The sequence below is a fragment of the Plantactinospora sp. GCM10030261 genome (genome assembly GCF_042666615.1).
Taxonomy (GTDB): Bacteria; Actinomycetota; Actinomycetes; order Mycobacteriales; family Micromonosporaceae; genus KBS50.
Genome location: NZ_JBHTDD010000014.1, coordinates 1 through 17398, shown reverse-complemented (window position 1 = coordinate 17398; position 17398 = coordinate 1). Strand labels below are relative to the sequence as shown.

The 17398-nt window shown below is 72.9% G+C and carries 17 protein-coding genes and 1 pseudogene; 11 read left to right on the top strand and 7 right to left on the bottom strand.

What is annotated here, in order from left to right; all coding sequences use genetic code 11:
- Entirely contained in the window at nt 1-975 is a 975-nt protein-coding gene (locus ACFQUZ_RS17740; RefSeq protein WP_377443474.1) for a GNAT family N-acetyltransferase, read from the bottom strand.
- A gap of 102 nt (nt 976-1077) precedes the next feature.
- Here ACFQUZ_RS17740 and fdxA point away from each other — a divergent pair, with 102 nt between their 5' ends.
- The 7 genes and pseudogenes from fdxA to ACFQUZ_RS17705 all read left to right on the top strand — a co-directional run bounded on the left by fdxA (nt 1078) and on the right by ACFQUZ_RS17705 (nt 6341).
- Nucleotides 1078-1404, top strand: coding sequence for a ferredoxin (gene fdxA, locus ACFQUZ_RS17735; protein ID WP_377443472.1), 327 nt, complete (start codon nt 1078-1080; stop codon nt 1402-1404).
- 29 nt (nt 1405-1433) lie between these two features.
- Nucleotides 1434-2519 carry a succinyldiaminopimelate transaminase gene (dapC, locus tag ACFQUZ_RS17730; protein WP_377443470.1) on the top strand — a complete coding sequence of 362 codons (1086 nt, stop codon included), beginning with the start codon at nt 1434-1436 and terminating at the stop codon, nt 2517-2519.
- A gap of 4 nt (nt 2520-2523) precedes the next feature.
- Nucleotides 2524-3579 carry a prephenate dehydrogenase gene (locus ACFQUZ_RS17725; protein ID WP_377443468.1) on the top strand — a complete coding sequence of 352 codons (1056 nt, stop codon included), beginning with the start codon at nt 2524-2526 and terminating at the stop codon, nt 3577-3579.
- 206 nt (nt 3580-3785) lie between these two features.
- Nucleotides 3786-4451, top strand: a complete 666-nt coding sequence (locus tag ACFQUZ_RS17720) for an SIMPL domain-containing protein (RefSeq protein ID WP_377443466.1) — start codon at nt 3786-3788, stop codon at nt 4449-4451.
- Nucleotides 4448-5113, top strand: a complete 666-nt coding sequence (locus tag ACFQUZ_RS17715) for a nucleoside/nucleotide kinase family protein (protein ID WP_377443464.1) — start codon at nt 4448-4450, stop codon at nt 5111-5113. Before ACFQUZ_RS17720 ends, ACFQUZ_RS17715 begins: the two co-directional genes overlap by 4 nt.
- Before the next feature lie 254 nt (nt 5114-5367).
- Nucleotides 5368-6021, top strand: coding sequence for a glyoxalase superfamily protein (locus tag ACFQUZ_RS17710; protein WP_377443462.1), 654 nt, complete (start codon nt 5368-5370; stop codon nt 6019-6021).
- A 130-nt stretch (nt 6022-6151) separates the two neighbouring features.
- Nucleotides 6152-6341, top strand: a pseudogene (locus tag ACFQUZ_RS17705) (winged helix-turn-helix domain-containing protein).
- A gap of 161 nt (nt 6342-6502) precedes the next feature.
- Here ACFQUZ_RS17705 and ACFQUZ_RS17700 read toward each other — a convergent pair.
- The 5 genes from ACFQUZ_RS17700 to dapD form a co-directional block, all read right to left on the bottom strand.
- Nucleotides 6503-6841, bottom strand: coding sequence for a hypothetical protein (locus ACFQUZ_RS17700; RefSeq protein ID WP_377443460.1), 339 nt, complete (start codon nt 6839-6841; stop codon nt 6503-6505).
- Nucleotides 6838-7371, bottom strand: a complete 534-nt coding sequence (locus ACFQUZ_RS17695; RefSeq protein ID WP_377443458.1) for a hypothetical protein — start codon at nt 7369-7371, stop codon at nt 6838-6840. The genes ACFQUZ_RS17700 and ACFQUZ_RS17695 overlap by 4 nt, the downstream gene beginning before the upstream one ends.
- Before the next feature lie 15 nt (nt 7372-7386).
- Entirely contained in the window at nt 7387-10146 is a 2760-nt protein-coding gene (locus ACFQUZ_RS17690) for a hypothetical protein (RefSeq protein ID WP_377443457.1), read from the bottom strand.
- A gap of 156 nt (nt 10147-10302) precedes the next feature.
- Nucleotides 10303-10860, bottom strand: a complete 558-nt coding sequence (locus tag ACFQUZ_RS17685; protein WP_377443455.1) for a sugar O-acetyltransferase — start codon at nt 10858-10860, stop codon at nt 10303-10305.
- Nucleotides 10861-10864: 4 nt separating this feature from the next.
- The gene (dapD, locus tag ACFQUZ_RS17680; protein WP_377443453.1) at nt 10865-11821 is read right to left on the bottom strand and encodes a 2,3,4,5-tetrahydropyridine-2,6-dicarboxylate N-succinyltransferase; all 957 of its coding nucleotides are present in this window, start codon (nt 11819-11821) and stop codon (nt 10865-10867) included.
- A gap of 84 nt (nt 11822-11905) precedes the next feature.
- On the opposite strand from dapD, the gene dapE reads away from it, so the two are divergent.
- Nucleotides 11906-12976 (top strand): succinyl-diaminopimelate desuccinylase, encoded by a 1071-nt coding sequence (gene dapE / locus ACFQUZ_RS17675; protein ID WP_377443451.1) that lies wholly within the window; start codon nt 11906-11908, stop codon nt 12974-12976.
- Between the two features lie 55 nt (nt 12977-13031).
- Here the strand turns inward: dapE and ACFQUZ_RS17670 are convergent, their stop codons facing one another.
- Nucleotides 13032-13208, bottom strand: a complete 177-nt coding sequence (locus ACFQUZ_RS17670) for a hypothetical protein (RefSeq protein WP_377443449.1) — start codon at nt 13206-13208, stop codon at nt 13032-13034.
- A gap of 260 nt (nt 13209-13468) precedes the next feature.
- Between ACFQUZ_RS17670 and ACFQUZ_RS17665 the strand changes: the two genes are divergently transcribed.
- From ACFQUZ_RS17665 to ACFQUZ_RS17655, 3 genes are all read left to right on the top strand, one after another.
- A complete protein-coding gene (locus ACFQUZ_RS17665; RefSeq protein ID WP_377443447.1) occupies nt 13469-14329 on the top strand; it encodes a TIGR00730 family Rossman fold protein in 861 nt (286 codons plus the stop codon).
- 4 nt (nt 14330-14333) lie between these two features.
- Entirely contained in the window at nt 14334-14912 is a 579-nt protein-coding gene (locus ACFQUZ_RS17660; RefSeq protein WP_377443445.1) for a TIGR00730 family Rossman fold protein, read from the top strand.
- 115 nt (nt 14913-15027) lie between these two features.
- Nucleotides 15028-17398: ATP-dependent helicase (locus ACFQUZ_RS17655; RefSeq protein WP_377443443.1), on the top strand; the 2371-nt coding region annotated here is incomplete at its 3' end.

Below are 17398 nucleotides of genomic sequence, written 5' to 3'. Positions count from 1 at the left end.
TCAGTTCGGCGCGATCCGGGTGAGATAGGTGTGGTGGCTGCGGAAGCCGAGCCCGCGATAGAGCGACACCGCCGCCTCGTTCTCCCGCACCACCTGGAGGAACGCCTCGGTGGCGCCCAGTCCGGCGGCCCACTCGGCCAGCGCGGCCATCATCAGTCGGGCCAGCCCGCCCCGGCGCGCCGAGGGAACCACCTCGACCAGACTCAATCCCAGCCAGCGACCGTTCCCGGTCACCGTGCCCCGGGCCGCCGCGAGCAGTTCGTCGGTGCCCTCGGGGGCGTACACGTGGGCGAAGCGGACCTGGTCCACGGCGGTGAGCACGTGCCGGGCGGCCGGCGGGAGGCCGGTTTTGCGGGCGGCCGCCAGGGCGAGCCAGCCGTCGGACGGCGTCTCGGCGAGCCGGACCTCGCGCCGGTCCGGCCCGGCGCTCGGGCCCGCCGACTCCCGCACGGTGGCTAACGGCGCGGTCTGCACCAGCACCGGCGGGGCGGTTGACCAGCCGCGCGAGTCCAGCGCGGCGTTCACCGGGGCGGCCAACGGCAGCGGCACGTTGACCCGAGCCGGCAGCCCGCGGGCCGCATACCATGCCTCGACCGCGTCGAGCGCGGCGTCCAGTGGACGGTCCGGGTCACCCACCGGCAGCGCCGAGTTGGCCCGCCCGGTCCACCCGTCGGCGGCCCGCAGCAGCCAGTCGCCGAGCCGGTCCCGGACGGGGGCCGGCCACGCCTCGTCGGCGGCGTGTTCGAGTGCCGCCACGGCCGTGGCGGTCGGCCGCCGCGCGGGCGGCACCCGCTTCGCCCGGTGCACCTCGGCCAGCGGCACGCGCAGTTCCCCGCGCGCGGTGGCGATGCTCAGGTGGGTGTCGGTGAGGGCGGTCAGCTCACCGAGGGCGTCGGAGAACAGCGGCCGTCCGGCGCGACTGCCCACCACCCGCCGCACCACGACCCGGTGACCAACATCCCTGTGCTGGAGCACGATCGACCACCTCCCGGGCGAGATACTAGGCTCTAGCTTGTCGCGGGAACTCGCGGCATCGTCGCGGGAGATCGCGGCGTCGCTTCGCGGAGGAGAAGATCGGTGACCTACATCATCGCCGAGCCGTGCGTGGATCTGCTCGACAAGGCATGCATCGAGGAGTGCCCGGTCGACTGCATCTACGAGGGCAACCGGATGCTCTACATCCACCCCGACGAGTGCGTCGACTGCGGGGCGTGTGAGCCGGTGTGTCCGGTGGAGGCGATCTTCTACGAGGACGACGTGCCGGAGCAGTGGAAGGACTACACCACGGCGAACTACGAGTTCTTCGAGGATCTCGGCTCGCCCGGTGGCGCCTCCAAGGTCGGGAAGATCGACAAGGACACGCCGTTCGTCGCCAGCCAGCCGCCGCGCGGGGACGCACACTGAGCGGCCCACCGGTCACCGGGACCCGCGGCTTGTCCGCGCGGCTCCCGGAGTTCAACTGGGACGTCCTGGAGGACGCCGCCGCGCTGGCGGCGGCGCACCCGGACGGCGTGGTGAACCTGTCCATGGGGACACCCGTCGATCCGGTGCCCGAGGTGGTCCGGGCGGCGCTGGCCGCCGGGTCGGACGCCCCGGGCTACCCGCTCACCGCCGGCACGCCCGCCCTGCGCGCGGCCATCGCCGGGTGGGCCGAGCGGGCCTGCAGGGCGACCGGAGACGGGCTCGGTGTGCTGCCCACCATCGGCTCGAAGGAGCTGGTGGGCTGGCTGCCCACCATGCTGGGCATCGGCCCGGGGGACGCCGTGGTGATCCCCCGGATCTGCTACCCGACATATGCCGACGGGGTGCGCCTCGCCGGCGCCGAGACCATCCGGTCCGACTCGCTGACCGCGGTCGGCCCCTCCCGGGTCAGGTTGGTCTGGGTCAACTCGCCCGGCAACCCGACCGGGCAGGTGCTGCCCGCCGCCCACCTGCGCAAGGTGGTCGACTGGGCGCGCGAGCGGGGCGCCGTGGTGGCGAGCGACGAGTGCTACCTGGGTCTGGGCTGGACGGCCGAGCCGGTGTCGGTGCTGTCCCCGCAGGTGTGCGGCTCGTCGTACGAGGGCGTGCTCGCCGTCCACTCGCTGTCCAAGCGGTCCAACCTGGCCGGTTACCGCGCCGGGTTCGTGGCCGGCGACCCGGCGCTGGTGGCCGAGCTGCTCAAGGTGCGCAAGCACGCCGGGATGATCGTGCCGGCGCCGATCCAGTCGGCGATGGTCGCCGCACTCTCCGACGAGGAGCACGCCGCGGCCCAGCGGGCCCGGTACGCGGCCCGCCGCGACGTGCTGCGGGAGGCGTTCGCGGGCGCCGGATTCGAGATCGAGCATTCGGCCGGCGGGCTCTACCTGTGGATGACCCGGCACGAGGACTGCTGGCAGACCGTCGACTGGCTGGCCCGGCGCGGCATCCTGGTGGCGGCCGGGAGTTTCTACGGTCCGGCCGGCCAGCGGTACGTCCGGGCGGCCCTGACCGAGAGCGACGAACGGATCGCCAGCGTCGCCGCCCGGCTCGCCGGCTGACCCGGTGGACGGATCGGCCCGGACCCGGGCGGCGGTAGTCGGCACCGGGCTCATCGGTGGGTCGATCCTGCTGCGACTGCGGGACGCGGGTTTCGACGTGTCCGGCTGGGATCCGGACGCCGGCACCCGGTCCGCCGGGCGGGACCGGGGCCTCCGGTTTCCCGACCGGCTCGTCGAGGTGGTGTCGGATCGGGACGTGGTGTTCCTCGCCGGGCCGCTCGCCACGTTGCCCGCGACGCTCACCGAGGTGGCCGCGCTGACCACGGAGGGCTGCCTGCTCACCGACGTGGGCAGCACCAAGGTCGGGATCGCGGCGGCGGCCGGACGGGCCGGACTCGACCACCGGTTCGTACCTGGTCATCCGATGGCCGGCACCGAGCGGGCCGGCTTCGCCGCTGCCGACGGAGAGCTGTTCCGGGGAGCGGCATGGGCTCTCTGCCCCGGTCCGAACCTCGGCGCGTTCCGCCGGGTGGCGGGGCTGGTCATCGAGGCGTTCGAGGCCTGTGTCGTGCCGCTCACCCCCGACCGGCACGACGAGGCGGCGGCGATGTCGTCGCACGTACCGCACCTGCTGGCCCGTGCGCTCGCCGGTGCCGCCCAGCGGTCGCCCGTACGCGCAGCCATCCTCGCGCTGGCGGCGGGGAGCTTCCGCGACGGCACCAGGGTCGCCGGTACGCCGAGTTCACGCACCGCCGAACTGCTGTTGGGCAACCGGGAATCGGTGCTGCGGGGGCTGTCCGCCGTGGAGTCGTTCGCCGGTGAACTGGCTGGGGCGCTGCGCAGCGGAGACGTCGAGCGGTTGGTCCGGTTGCTCGACGAGGGCTCGGCGCTGCGGGCCGAACTGCCGACGGCACAGTCGGCTGGGACTGGTATGACCGAGTCGGCTGGTATGACTGAGTCGGCGGATTCCGCAATGGTGTCGCGAACGGTGCGGTTCTCGCTCGCCGATCGCTCCGACGAGTTGGCATACCTGCTGGATCTGGGCGTGGCCGGTGGTTATCTGGTCGACTGCGCGGAAACCCAGGACGAGGTCGTCTACCACGAACTCCGCCCCCGCTGACCCCCCACCCCACCCGCCATCGCGGCGATCTTGCTGTTTCGGCTGCGGCAGAACGGCCTGTTTGCCGCGAATTGCCAACCCAAAGCGCAAGATCGCCGCAGTGGGGCGGGGGATGGCGCACGGTCGCCGCAGTGGGGCGGGGAGGGCGGCGCACGGTCGCCGCAGTGGGGCGGGGGGATGGGGGGCGGTGTCGTTAGGGTGGGCGGATGGTGGACACGCCGGTGGTCAGGGTCCGTGGTGAGATCGAGCGCGAGGTGCCGCCGGAGGTGGCCCGGTTCGCGGTGACCGTCGCCGCTCGGGACCGGGACAGGGAGACCACGCTGCGCCGGCTCGCCGAGCGGTCGGCGGCGCTCCGGTCGCTGCTCGACCAGTACCGCGAGGCGATTGAACGGCACGAGACCGGTCAGGTGTGGATCCGGCCGGAGCTGAAGCGTTCCGGCGAGCGGGTGGCCGCGTACCACGGGTCGGTGGGCACCACCGTGACCGTCACCGACTTCGCCGCGCTGGGCGAGATGATGCTGCGGCTGGCCGACCAGGACCAGACCACGGTGGCCGGTCCATGGTGGTCGCTGCGGCCGGACAGCCCGGTGTACGGCGAGGCGCGCCGCGACGCGGTGCGCGCGGCCATCGACCGGGCCGGCGAGTACGCGGACGCGCTCGGCGCCCGGGTGATCTCACTGGTGGAGCTGGCCGACACCGACCTGGCGGCCGACCGGCCGATGCTTATGCGAACCGCCGGGTTCGCTGGGGGAGCGGAGGCGGGCGGACCACCGGCCCTGGACCTCGACCCGCAACAGCAGACCGTCCGGGCCAGCATCGAGGCCACCTTCACGATCAGCGCACCGGCGTTGCCTGGCACGTCCGCCGAATGACGCCTCCGTCCCGGCCGTTCAAGGACCCCCGGGCGGTTACCGCGTACCCCGTGGAAGAAATCGTGGCGCGGGCCCGCGCCCTCGCCGCGACCGGGCCGCGCCGGTTGCTGGGCATCGTCGGCGCCCCGGGTGCCGGCAAGTCCACCCTGGCCGAGCGGCTGGTTCGTGATCTCGGGCCGGTGGCGGCGCTGGTGCCGATGGACGGCTTCCACCTGGCCGAGGACGAATTGCGCCGGCTGGGCCGGCACGACCGCAAGGGTGCTGTGGACACCTTCGACGCGGCCGGTTACGTGGCCCTGGTCCGGCGGCTGCGGGCGCCCGACGGGGAGACGGTCTACGCGCCCCGGTTCCGCAGGGACCTGGAGGAGCCGATAGCGGGTGCGATCCCGGTGTCGCCGGACGTGCCGCTGGTGATCACCGAGGGCAACTACCTGCTGGTGCCGGACGGGCCATGGGCCGATCTGCGTGGGCTGCTCGACGAGGTGTGGTACCTCGACCTGGACGAACGGGTCCGGCTCGACCGGCTGACCGAGCGGCACCGGGCGTACGGTCGGCCGCCCGAGGTCGCCGCCGCCCGGGCGCGCGGCTCCGACCAGGTCAACGCCGACCTGATCGCCACCACCGCCGACCGCGCCGACCTGGTCTTCCGACTGACAGTCTGATCAGCCTGACCGCACGCCATGATTGACTCGGTGTGCGGGAGGTCGGGGGTTGCGGGCGAGTTGATCCCCCGACATGCCGCAGACCGCACCGATCAGTGAGAGGTACGGTGGCGGTGGCCCGGTGCGGCCGGCCGCTCGCGCCCTGCAACGGGTCTGGTGAACGCACCAACGCCTGATCCCGTGCGTCGGCTTCGACTCGCGGCACCGGCCGACAACGCGAGCATCGGCATCCCGTGCCGGGTGGAGGCCACCGCATGACCAGCGCCGAACGCGCCAAGAACCTCGCCAAGCTGCTGCGCCGCGACCTCGCGGCGGCCGGCATCGACATCCCACACAGCCTCGGCCTGGAGCTGGTCGCGCACCAGCAGGGCGCCAGGGACTGGAACACCCTGGCCGCCTCGGGTCGCCCCAGTTCCGCGCCCGAGGTCGGCGCCGCTTCCGGGCCTGATGTCAACGCCGGTTCCGCACCGGCCTCTCGGCCCGAGGTGGCGTCGGCTGGTCAGCCTGACGCCGCGCCAGCCGGACGGCCCGCCGTCGGGCCCGGGGTGCCGGTGCTGCGGGTGATGTCGGTCGAGACGGCGCTGCCGTTCTATGTTGACTACCTGGGGTTCAGGCTGGACTGGACGCACCGGTTCGAGCCGGGCCTGCCGGCATACGTGCAGGTGTCGCGGTCGGCGGCGGTGCTGCATCTGTCGGAGCACCACGGCGACGGCAGCCCGAACGGCGTCGTTTGGCTGCCCGTGGCCGACGTGTACCGCCTCCATCGGGAGTTGCTGGCGCGGCCCGACGTGCCGATGCGGCCCGGGGTGGACGCCGACGCGCCAGGCGGCCCGACGCTCGCGGTGATCGACCCGTACGGGAACGTGCTGCGGTTCGCCCAACCCGCCCAACCCGCCCAACCCGCCTGACCGGCTCAACGACGCTTCTATGGATCGTGGATTATTGCCCCCGGGAGGGCCTCAGGAATCCACGATCTACTCCGCGACTGGGGTCCGGTCCGGTCAGCGTGGTAGGCGGGAGGCGCAGGCGGTCTATGACCTGCTGGCGAAGATCGAGGACCTGACGTATCCGCCGGGTACCCCCTGCCGGCCGGTCGCGCCCCCTCGCTGATCATTACGACGTCTCCCATTCGACCATCCAGCGTGCGGTGGCCACGCTGCGCGAGCAGGGTGTGCTGGTCGGGCGGCCGGGCCACGGCGTCTTCGTAGTCGAGGACAAGAAGCGATAGAGCGCGCTGTCCAGCCGCCTCCCGCGACGTTGGGTACGTGAATCTTGGACAGGTTCCGTCCAAATACGACGGAACCTGTCCAAGATTCACGTCAATGGGGGAGGGCTGATCAGTCCGCGTGGGCGGGTGGGTCGGCGGGCGCGGCGCGGGGCCGAGGGCGCTCAGTACCGCCACCGCCGCGGCCCGTTCCCGCAGGTACTCGATTGACAGCGGATAGCCGCCGTGGCTGCGGATCGGCGGATCGCGCACCTCGCCGTCGCGGGGTGCAGCGACTCCGGGTCGCGCACCACGATCTCCCGCTCGCCGGCCGGCACCGGCCAGCCCAGTGGGTCGGTGGGTCGCCAGAAGTTGGTCCACCGGATCCGGTCGTCCGGACCGGTAAGCGCCGCGGTGACGGCGGGCAGCCGGTTCGGGCCGAAGTAGGCGGGGAACACCCGGCCGTACAGCCGGCTGAGCAAACCGTACTCTTTGGGGACCGGGTGGATGACGTTTTCGGTCACCGCGTCAGGGGTCGGTGCCCATTTCTCTGGTAGCCGGCGTTCCGGTACGCCCACGGCCGTCGATACCTGATCAGGAAGCCGACCAGGATGAGGGTGAGGACCGCCGCTCCACCGTCAGTGATCAGGGAGGGAAGCAGCCCTGCCGGACCAAACTCGGCCCGGGTCGCCGTGAATACCTCGGGTGGGATCGCCACCACGCCGGCCGCCTGGGTCACGTTGACACCGAGCACTGTCCAGAAGACCCAGCCGTGCCCGGCCCGGGCCAGCAGGCCGATCGCGTTGCCGACAATGTAGAGGCAGCCGACGATTCGGAATCCGGTTACGAAGCCGGGCGCCGACATCTGCGCCTCGGCGGGCGTCGAGCCGGCGAGTCGCATCATCTCCGTGACGGTCCCGACATCGATGATCAGAAAATTGTGCAGCGTCGTTCCGATGACGAAGACGACCGAGCAGACGACGGTGAGGAGTTGCAAGGGTCGGGTCCAGCGGGAGGGAACCTGGGATCCGGGTTCGGTGGTGGACGAGGTCATGGCGAACGACCGTATTCACGAAACCTCGCCCGCTGATCGGGGATCGACCCGATCCGGGCCCGGAACCGACCCTGAGTCGGCGTGCGGGTCGGCGGGGCACGGAACCGCCGCCGGGTCGGGTGGGTCGGTGGGCGCCGGGATCGGCGGCAGCCGGGGTGCCGGGCCGAGGGCGCTCAGGAATGCCACCGCCGCCGCCCGTTCCCGCAGGTATTCGATCGACAGCGGGTAGCCGCCGTGGCTGCGGATCGGCGGATCGCGTACCTCGCCGTCGCGGGGGTGCAGCGACTCCGGGTCGCGCACCACGACCTCCCGCTCGCCGGCCGGCACCGGCCAGCCCAGTGGGTCGGTGGGCCGCCAGAAGTTGGTCCACCGGATCCGATCGTCGGGACCGGTAAGCGCCGACGTGACGGCGGGCAGCCGGTCCGGGCCGAAGTATGCCGGGAACACCCGGCCGTACAGCCGGCTGAGCTGGCAGCCGTACGAGAAGAACCAGATCCGGCGGCGCCAGCGGGCCGGGACCTGGAGGATCACCGCGACCAGGATCACCGCGCCCTGGCTGTGCCCGCTGAGGATCACCCCGTCGGCGCCGCGCGGGTCGTCGGCGGGCAGCGCCATCAGGCCGGTGGCCCGGGTCTGCACCTGCGGCACCGCCCGCTCGGCATAGCTCGGCGGGGCGAGCGGGTGGGCGGCCCGCGGCCAGAACGTGCCGATGTCCCAGACCACGCCGACGACCCGGCGGACCGAGTCGTGCCGATAGACCAGCAGCCCGACCATGCCGACGACGACCGGCAGCAGGCCGGCGAGCGCCGCGCCGGCGTCGATGGTCCCGTGCACCAGCATCGCCCAGTAGCGCGGACTGCCTGGCGTCGGTCGCAGCCCGGTCAGCGCGGCGGCGCTGGCCACCACCGCGAGTCCGCCCGACACGGCGGTGAACTGACCGACGAGACGCAGCGCACGTTCGCCGACCAGTCGGTGCAGGGCGTGGTACGCGGCCACGTCCCGGGCTCGCCGCCGGTCGTGGGCGGACAGCCGGTGGCCGGCGGTGATGATGCCGGCGAGGCTGTTCCGGCGCAGCGCGGCGAATTCGAACCAGACCCGTGCGGCGGTGCCGAGCAGGGTGAGTGCGGCGGCCAGCACAGCCGGGCCGGCCCACATGGTGGGGACCGGCGCCAGCACCGCCGCCACGCCGGTGCCCGAGACGTCCCGGTTCAGTCGGGCGGTGGTCCAGTGCAGCGCTCCCGCGCTGTACGCGGAGCCGAGCAGCCAGCCGAGCCCGGCCAGTACCGCCGGTCCACAGCCGGCCCAGGCCGGCCGGTGGTCGCGCGTCGGGCCGGGGCCGACGGACGACCGGCGGGGCAGCAGCAGGGTCGCGGCGGCGGTCACCGCGAACACCAGCAGGATCGCGGCCCAGGCCGGCAGACCCGCCGGCGGATCGGGTACCCGGGGCAGCGCGCCGGCGTACCAGGAAAACGCCGTCACCAGGGCGATGGCGCCGGTCACCGGCCCAGCGAGCGCCCGGCGCCCGGTGCGCGACACCCCGCCGATCGCGATCAGCAGCAGCACCTGGAGGCTGGCCAGCCAGGCGATCAGCGCGTCGTAGCCGGGCAGCGACCGATCCGCGCCGCAGCCGGGCTGACCCCGGTCGGCGAGGCAACCGACCGGCGGCCGGAGGTCGGTCAGCGGGATGCCGCGCGGTCCGTCGGGCAGCAGCAGGGTGACGACGGTGACCAACACACCGGCCAGCGCCAGGGAAAGCATCAGGCGGGCGTACCAACCCACGGGAGCCTGGCCGGCGCGGCGGGCGAGGTAGGGGTGGCCGAGCGCGGCGGCGGCCAGCGTGACGGTCGCGACCAGCGCACCGGCCGCGCCCCAGCCGAGCGCGGCGCGCGGACCGGTCGGTGGATCCATCAGCAGTACCGCTCCCAGCGGGACGCTCGCCGCCGCCGCGGCGCCGGTGGCCAGGTGCACCGCGGCGAGCCGGCGGACCTGACCCTCGCCACACCAGAAGGTGGGGTGCCGCAGTGGGTTGTCCAGCGGGTCCTCGTCCGGCGGGTCGACCGGTGCCGCGGGCAGTTCGGCCTCGTACTGGAAGGTTCGCCAGGTGAGCAGCCCGACCATGGCGAGCAGGCCGAGCGGCAGCAGGAGCCCGACGGCGAGCGGGCGGGCGGCGGTGCTCCACCAGCCGTGACCGAGAAAGCCCCACGGGCCGGGCAGTTGGGCGAGGCAGCGCGGGTCGACGCACTGCCAGGCGATCAGGTCGACCCCGATGCCGGCCGCCGCGAGCACCAGGGTCGCGGTCAGGCTGAGGCAGAACAGCCGGATCAGCCAGGCGGCGATGCCGCTGCGGCTGTTCCAGCGCTCGTCGGCGGGGTCGGCCGGCACGTCCGGCCGGGCGTGCAGGGCGATGTTGGCGAGGGTGAACGGCAGCAATGCGGTCCACAGCGCCCGCTCGATGTCCCGCGCGGTCCGCGCGCCGGAGGTCAACTGCCCCCAGCTGTACGCCTCGACAACGACCGGTTCGTCGCCGGCGGGGCCGATGGGACCGGCGGGGCCAATGGGACCGGCGGGAGCGGCGGGAGCGGCGGGGCCGATGGGACCGGCGGGGTCGATGGGGAAGCCGGGGTCGGCGAGTCGGTAGAAGCCGGTGGTGGCGTCCCCGGCCACCAGCCGGGGCGGGACGGGGTCCACCGCGGCGCCCGGATCGACGCCGAGGCTGTCCGCCGGCGGGGTGTTGGAGACCCCGTGGACGCGTAGCTCCAGAATTCGCCCGCGCACCTGGTCCTCCGTAGAGTAATCGGCTCATTACTCAGAGTGCGCGTACAGGTGTTCGGCCGGATCCACCGTTCGGCCGGGAAGCGGTGTCCGTTTGCACCGCATTCACGTCGGGTTTCACCCGGTCTGACCTGCGGAGATGGAAATTGCCGGCCGAGGCTACCCGATCTCGCGGAGCACCCGGGCTGGATTACCGACCGCCACCACGCCGGCCGGGAGGTCACGGGTGACCACGCTGCCCGCCCCGACCACGGTGTCCGATCCGATGGTGACGCCGGCCAGCACGATCGCCCCGCCACCCAGCCAGACGTTGTCACCGATGGTGATCGGACGGGCCGACTCCCACCTGTCCCGGCGCGGACCGGGCTCCACCGGGTGCGTCGGGGTCAGCAACTGCACGTTGGGGCCGATCTGCACGTCGGCGCCGATGCCGATCCGGGCCACGTCCAGCAGCACCGCCCCGTAGTTGACGAACGTCCGGTCCCCGATCGTCGTCTGGTAGCCGTAATCGACGTACAGCGGTGGCCGCACCTCGACACCGTCGCCCACCGCGCCCAGCAGCGTGGCGAGCAGCCGAGCGCGCTCCTCCGGGCGGTCGACGCTGCTGGCGTTGAACCGCTCCATCAGGCTCGCGGCCCGCTTCAGGTCCGCGACCAGGTCCGGGTCGTCGGCGATGTACGGCTCGCCGGCGAGCATCCGGTCCTTCTGGAGGCCCATCGGATCAGTCGTTGGCGTGCAGCGCCGAGTTCAGCTCGATGCCCCGACCGGTGCGCGGCCGGGCCTCCAGCGCCCCGGTCACCGAGTTACGCCAGAACAACAGCCCGTCCACCCCGGACAGCTCGCGGGCCTTGACCACCCGCCCGTCCGGCAGGGTGATCTTCGAGCCCGCCGTGACATAGCAACCGGCCTCGACCACGCAGTCGTCGCCGAGCGAGATGCCGATGCCGGCGTTGGCACCGAGCAGGCTGCGCTCGCCGATGCGGACCTTCTCGGTGCCGCCGCCGGAGAGGGTGCCCATGATCGAGGCGCCGGCGCCGACATCCGAGCCGTCCCCGACCACGACGCCCTGCACGATCCGCCCCTCCACCATCGAGGCGCCCAACGTGCCGGCGTTGAAGTTGCAGAAACCCTCGTGCATGACCGTGGTGCCGGCGGACAGGTGGGCGCCCAGGCGAACCCGGTCGGCGTCGGCGATCCGCACCCCGGCGGGCACCACGTAGTCGGTCATCCGGGGGAACTTGTCCACTCCGTACACGCTCAGGTGCCGGCCGGCGGCCCGCTCGACCACCCGCAGTTCGTCGACCCGGTCCGGTGGGCAGGGCCCGGCCGACGTCCAGGCCACGTTCGGGAGCACCCCGAAAATGCCGTCGAGGTTCAGCTCGTTTGGCCGCACCAGGCGGTGCGAGAGCAGGTGCAGCCGCAGATACGCGTCGGCGGTGTCCTTGATCGGGTCGGCCAGCGAGGCGATCTCGGTGGTCACCTGCTCGGTGCGCAGCCCCGGCAGCGCCCGCTCGCCGACGGCCGACGGCGGCAGATCCAGCACGTCCCCCTGGTCCTCGCCGGGCACCAGCGGAAGCGCGCCCAACCCCAGCTTGCCGGTCGGGTACCAGGTGTCCAGCACCTGGTCGCCGCTGGTGACGGTCGCCAGGCCGATGCCCCAGGCCGACTGCTCGGTCACGACGGTTGCCCTTTCGTCCGCACCTAAGGCGCGAACCGCTCACGTCCCGCTCGCCCGCGCCCAGATGACGGTACCGTGCCGAGCATGGACAACCCGCTCACCCCTGAGGTGTTGGCCGATCCGGTGACGCTGACCCGCGTCCTGGTCGACATCGAGTCCGTCTCCCGCAACGAGAAAGAGTTGGCCGGCTACGTCGAGGAAGTGCTCCGTAAGGTCCCCCACCTCTCCGTGTCCAGGCTCGGGAACACCGTGATGGCCCGCACCGACCTGGGCCGGGACCAGCGGATCGTGCTGGCCGGGCACCTGGACACCGTGCCGATCAACAACAACTTCCCGTCGGAGTTGCGGGGGGATCTGATCTACGGCTGCGGAACGTCCGACATGAAGTCGGGCGTGGCGTACGCCCTGCATCTGGCGGTCATGGTGCCGAACCCGCGGTACGACGTGACGTACTTCTTCTACGAGGCGGAGGAGATCGAGTCCCGGTACAACGGCTTGTTCCTCGTCTCCGAGGCGCACCCGGAATGGTTGGACGCGGACTTCGCGGTGCTGCTCGAGCCAACCCACGGGGTGGTCGAGGCGGGTTGCCAGGGCACCATGCGGTCGTTGGTCAGCACGCTGGGGCGGCGGGCGCACTCGGCCCGGTCCTGGCACGGCGTGAACGCCATCCACGGCGCGAGCGAGGTGCTGCGGCGGCTCAACGAATACCAGGCGCGCACGGTGACGATCGACGGCTGCGCTTACCGCGAGGGGATGAACGCGGTCCGGATCAGCGGCGGAGTGGCCGGCAACGTGGTCCCCGACCGGTGTGACATCGAGGTCAACTTCCGGTTCGCGCCGGACCGTACCGTGGCCGAGGCCGAGACCCACCTGCGCGAGGTGTTCGCGGGTTTCGACGTGGTGATCACGGACTCGGCCGCCGGCGCGCTGCCCGGTCTCGGCGCCGAACCGGCCCGGGAGTTTCTCGCCGCGGTGGGGGAGGCCCCGATCGGCAAGCTGGGCTGGACCGACGTGGCGCGGTTCGCCGCCATGGGGATCCCGGCGCTCAACTTCGGACCGGGCGATCCGAACCTGGCGCACCACCCGGACGAGCACGTCGAGATCAGCAAGGTGCGGGACGGGGCGGCGACGCTGCACCGCTGGCTCGCGGCCTGATCGGCCGGCCCGGTCGACCGGGCCCGATGGGTCCACCGGGCCCGGTCGACCGTCGTCACCCGCCGATCAACGACTCGTCCTCCACGGCAGCCTGGTCGCGTCCCGCGGTCGCCGGCTCACCGGCGCTGTCCGCCGGCGCGGCGCTCCGCATGGCCAGTCGCCGCTCGGCGACCACCTCGCGGATCCGCCGGTGCATCTCCCGCCGGTACCGCAACATCTGCCGATCGTTCATCACGGTTGGTCCTCCCCCCGAGGTGCCCGGCGCGTCGGCGAACCGCCGGGCCAGGTCGCCGTGCGTTAAGTATGTGCAGAGTAAGACGTGCGTGCGACAGTTTTGGTTGCGTCGGCACGTGGTGTTCCTCTCCAGAAACCCGGTGGGCAACTCTCCAGCGGCACGCCGGACAGACATCTCATCCGGGTCCGGGTCGCCGGTGTGCCGCGATCCGACCGGCGCTACGGCGTCCGGATCCGACCGGCACTACGGTTGACCACATGAATCACGATGTCGGCGGGGGTCGAGCGGACGGAGGCCGGTCACCGGCCCGGGAGCGGCACCGCGGCGCGGTCACCCTCCGACGTGAGGCCATTCCGGCCTCCACGGCGGACCAGCGGCTCCTGGACTCGCGCCAGCGGGCCGACTGGAAGACCAAGGACGCCTGGCGGGCCCTGCGGATCCTGTCCGAGTTCGTGGAGGGCTTCGACACACTCGCCGACCTGCCGCCGGCGGTAAGCGTCTTCGGCTCGGCGCGCAGCAAGCCGGACAGCCCCGAGTACGAACTGGCGGAGCAGCTCGGCGGGGCGCTGGCCCGGGCGGGCTACGCGGTCATCACCGGGGGTGGCCCGGGTCTCATGGAGGCCGCCAATCGCGGGGCGAGCGAGGCTGGCGGCATGTCGATCGGGCTCGGCATCGAACTCCCCTTCGAGCAGGGGATCAACGACTGGGTGGACCTTGCCATCGACTTCCGCTACTTCTTCGCGCGCAAGACCATGTTCGTCAAGTACGCGCAGGCGTTCGTGGTCTTGCCCGGTGGCTTCGGCACCATGGACGAGCTGTTCGAGGCGCTCACCCTGGTGCAGACCGGCAAGGTCACTCGGTTTCCGGTGGTGCTGATGGGTGAGACCTACTGGCGAGGGCTGCTCGACTGGCTGCGGGACACGATGGCCGCGCATGGCAAGATCGGGCCGGTTGACCTCGACCTGGTCCGCGTCACGGACAGCGTCCAGGTCGCCGTACGGCATATCGTAGAGGCGGACGCCGCGCTCACCGCGGAGCAGACGGTGTTGCAGGACGCGGCGGTCAGTCAGACAGCGGCCGACCAGCAGGCGGCCAGTGCACACCGGGAGGACCGCTAGACCCATGGCAGCCATCTGCGTCTTCTGCGCTTCCTCCCGGGTCCTCGACAAACGCTGGCTGGACCTGGCCACCGAAACCGGTCGGGAGTTGGCCCGGCGTGGCCACACCGTGGTTTCCGGCGGGGGCTGCGTCGGCATGATGGGCGCGCTCGCGGACGGCGCCCGCACCGGTGGTGGCCGCACCTTCGGCGTGATCCCGCAGGCGTTGGTGGATCTGGAGGTCGCCGACGTGCACGCGGACGAGCTGGTGGTGACCGACGACATGCTCGGGCGGAAGGCCGTCATGATCGAGAAGTCGGACGCCTTCCTCACCCTGCCTGGTGGGCTGGGCACGATGGACGAACTTTTCGAGGTGTGGACCACGGCCACCATCGGCATACACCGCAAGCCGGTGGTGCTGCTCGACGTGGACGGCTTCTATCGCGGTCTGCTGGACTGGCTCGCCGGACTGGCCGGCACCGGTTTCGTCGGCGCGCGGGCGTTGGACACGCTGGTGGTGGTCGACTCCGTGGCGGCGGCGCTGGATGCCATGGAGGCCCGGCTCGGGCAACCTGTCCCGCCGCCGCGAGACGGCACGCAGTAGGGACTGTCGGTCACTCTCCGCGCTGCCCGATCATGGGTGGGCGGAGCCTGCGCGTGCGGAGGGGGTGCGGCGTGGTGGTGGGTAGGCGTCGTACCGGCGTGCTGTGATGTCGGCTGTGCAGAGGTACCGGCTGGTCCGTGGGCCCACGGGGTCCAACCGGCAGGACCGGTCGGTCGACGCTCCCGGACCGGGTGGCGGCCGGCCGGTGGCCGGCCGGATCGCGGATCCGGTGCAGCGGCACGTCGTGGCGCACACCGACGGTCCGCTGCTTGTTATCGGCGGCCCCGGCACCGGGAAGACCAGCACCCTGGTCGAGTCCGTGGCGGCCCGGGTCGCCGAAGGCGTCGATCCCGAGCGCATCCTGGTGCTGACCTTCGGCCGCCGGACGGCCGGCGCGCTGCGCCGACGCATCGAGGCCCGGATCGCGGGCGGGGCGCGCCGCGTGGTGCACGAGCCACTGGTCCGCACCTTCCCGGCGTACGCCTTCGGCCTGCTCCGCCGGGCCGCGGCCGAGCGGGGTGAGCCGTCGCCGCGGCTGCTCACCGTCCCCGAACAGGACCTGGTGATCCGGGAGTTGCTGGAGGCGGTCGGCGAGGGCGAGAGCGACGCGATGGGCTGGCCCGAGGGGCTGCGGCCAGCGCTGCGCACCCGGGCGTTCGCCGAGCAACTGAGGGACCTGCTCATGCGGGCCGCCGAGCGTGGAGTCGGGCCGGTGGAGCTGGCCCGGCTGGGCGAGAAGCTGGACCGGGCCGACTGGCCGGCGGCCGCCCGGTTCCTGCGGGAGTACGTCGCGGTGCTGGCACTGCGCGACGCCACCACCCGCGACTCGGTCGCCTACGATCCGGCCGAGCTGGTCCGGGCCGCCGCGGGTCTGCTCAACGACGACCCGGAGCTGCTGGCCGCGGAGCGGCGCCGGCTCGCCCACGTGTACGTCGACGAGTTGGCCGACACCGATCCGGCCCAACTGGACCTGCTGTCGCTTGTGGCCGGTGGTGGGAAGCCGCTGGTGGCCTTCGCCGACCCCGACTCGTCGACGTACGCGTTCCGGGGCGCCGACCCGGCGGGCGTGACCGCGTTTCCGCGCCGGTTCCGCACCGCTTCCGGAGCGGTGGCCGAGACCGTGCTGCTGACCACCTCGTACCGGGCCGGGCCGATGCTGCTCGACGCGCTGCGGCGGGTGGCTCGCCGGCTGCGTGGGCCGGTGGCGCACCGTGACCTGCGCCCGTTGCCCGACGCCCCGGCCGGTGAGGTGCGGGTGCGCACCTTCCGGTCGGCCACCAGCGAGTCGGCATATCTGGCCCACGCGTTGCGCACCGCGCACCTGATGGACGGCGTGCCCTGGTCGGAGATGGCGGTGCTGGTGCGGTCCACCGCGCTGGCCCTGCCCTCGGTGCAGCGGGCGCTGCATGCGGCCGGCATCCCGACCGTGGTGCACGGGGAGGACCTGCCGCTGCACCTGCAACCGGCGGTGGCGCCGCTGTTGTCGCTGCTGCGCTGCGCGCTGGAGCCGGACCGGCTGGACGAGGAGACGGCGGTCGCCCTGCTGCACTCCCCGTTGGGTGGGGCGGACCCGTTGGCCGAGCGGCGGTTGCGGCAGGGGTTGCGGGCCCTGGCACTGGCCGCCGGCGATCGGCGACCCTCCGGCGAACTGCTGGTGGAGGCACTGCGGGAGCCGGCCGAGCTGGCCGCCGTGGAGCGGCGCTGGGCGGCCCCGGCCAAGGCGATCGCCGGCCTGCTCGCCACCGCGCGGGACACGGCTGCGCGCGGTGGCTCCGTCGAGGACGTGTTATGGGCGGTCTGGCAGGCCAGCGGCCTGGCCGATCGGTGGTTCGGCGCCGTCACCCGGGATCGGGCCCAGGGCGGGGACGTCGAGGCCGGGGTACGGTGGCGAGCCGCCGCCGCGGACCGCGACCTGGACGCGGTGCTGGTCCTGTTCGACGCCGCGGCGCGGTTCGTCGACCGGCTGCCGGGCGCCCGTACGGAGGTCTTTCTCGACCACGTGCTCGGTCAGCAGCTCCCGGCCGACACGCTCGCCCCCACGGCCGATCGCGGCGACGCCGTGCGGTTGCTCACCGCGCACGCCGCGAAGGGCCTGGAGTGGCAGCTCGTCGCGGTGGTGGGAGTCCAGGAGGGCGTGTGGCCCAACCTGCGGCTGCGCGGGAGTCTGCTCGGCGCCGAGCGGCTGGTCGACGTGCTGGCCGGGCGCGGTGAGGGCGCCGGCCTGCGGGCCACCCTGGTGGGCCAGACCTCGGCGTTGCTGGACGAGGAACGCCGGCTCTTCTACGTGGCGGCCGGCCGGGCCCGGTGGACGCTGTTGGTCAGCGCCGTCGCTTCGACGTCTGTAGGCGGTGCCGACCACGAGGAGCAGCCCAGCCGGTTCCTGCACGAACTGGCCGGCTCCGATCCGGCCGGCCCACCCGATGACCCGCGCCCCCCACACGACACCGGCCCCCCCGACACCACCCCACCCCCCACCCCACCCCCGC

Bases quoted from the DNA above. Each gene is read 5' to 3' on its own strand.
- dapE (WP_377443451.1), top strand. From the start codon at position 11,906: ATGGACAACCCGCTCACCCCTGAGGTGTTGGCCGATCCGGTGACGCTG.
- ACFQUZ_RS17715 (WP_377443464.1), top strand. From the start codon at position 4,448: ATGACGCCTCCGTCCCGGCCGTTCAAGGACCCCCGGGCGGTTACCGCG.
- ACFQUZ_RS17685 (WP_377443455.1), bottom strand. From the start codon at position 10,860: ATGGGCCTCCAGAAGGACCGGATGCTCGCCGGCGAGCCGTACATCGCC.
- ACFQUZ_RS17665 (WP_377443447.1), top strand. From the start codon at position 13,469: ATGAATCACGATGTCGGCGGGGGTCGAGCGGACGGAGGCCGGTCACCG.
- ACFQUZ_RS17720 (WP_377443466.1), top strand. From the start codon at position 3,786: ATGGTGGACACGCCGGTGGTCAGGGTCCGTGGTGAGATCGAGCGCGAG.
- ACFQUZ_RS17660 (WP_377443445.1), top strand. From the start codon at position 14,334: ATGGCAGCCATCTGCGTCTTCTGCGCTTCCTCCCGGGTCCTCGACAAA.
- ACFQUZ_RS17695 (WP_377443458.1), bottom strand. From the start codon at position 7,371: ATGACCTCGTCCACCACCGAACCCGGATCCCAGGTTCCCTCCCGCTGG.
- ACFQUZ_RS17710 (WP_377443462.1), top strand. From the start codon at position 5,368: ATGACCAGCGCCGAACGCGCCAAGAACCTCGCCAAGCTGCTGCGCCGC.
- ACFQUZ_RS17670 (WP_377443449.1), bottom strand. From the start codon at position 13,208: ATGAACGATCGGCAGATGTTGCGGTACCGGCGGGAGATGCACCGGCGG.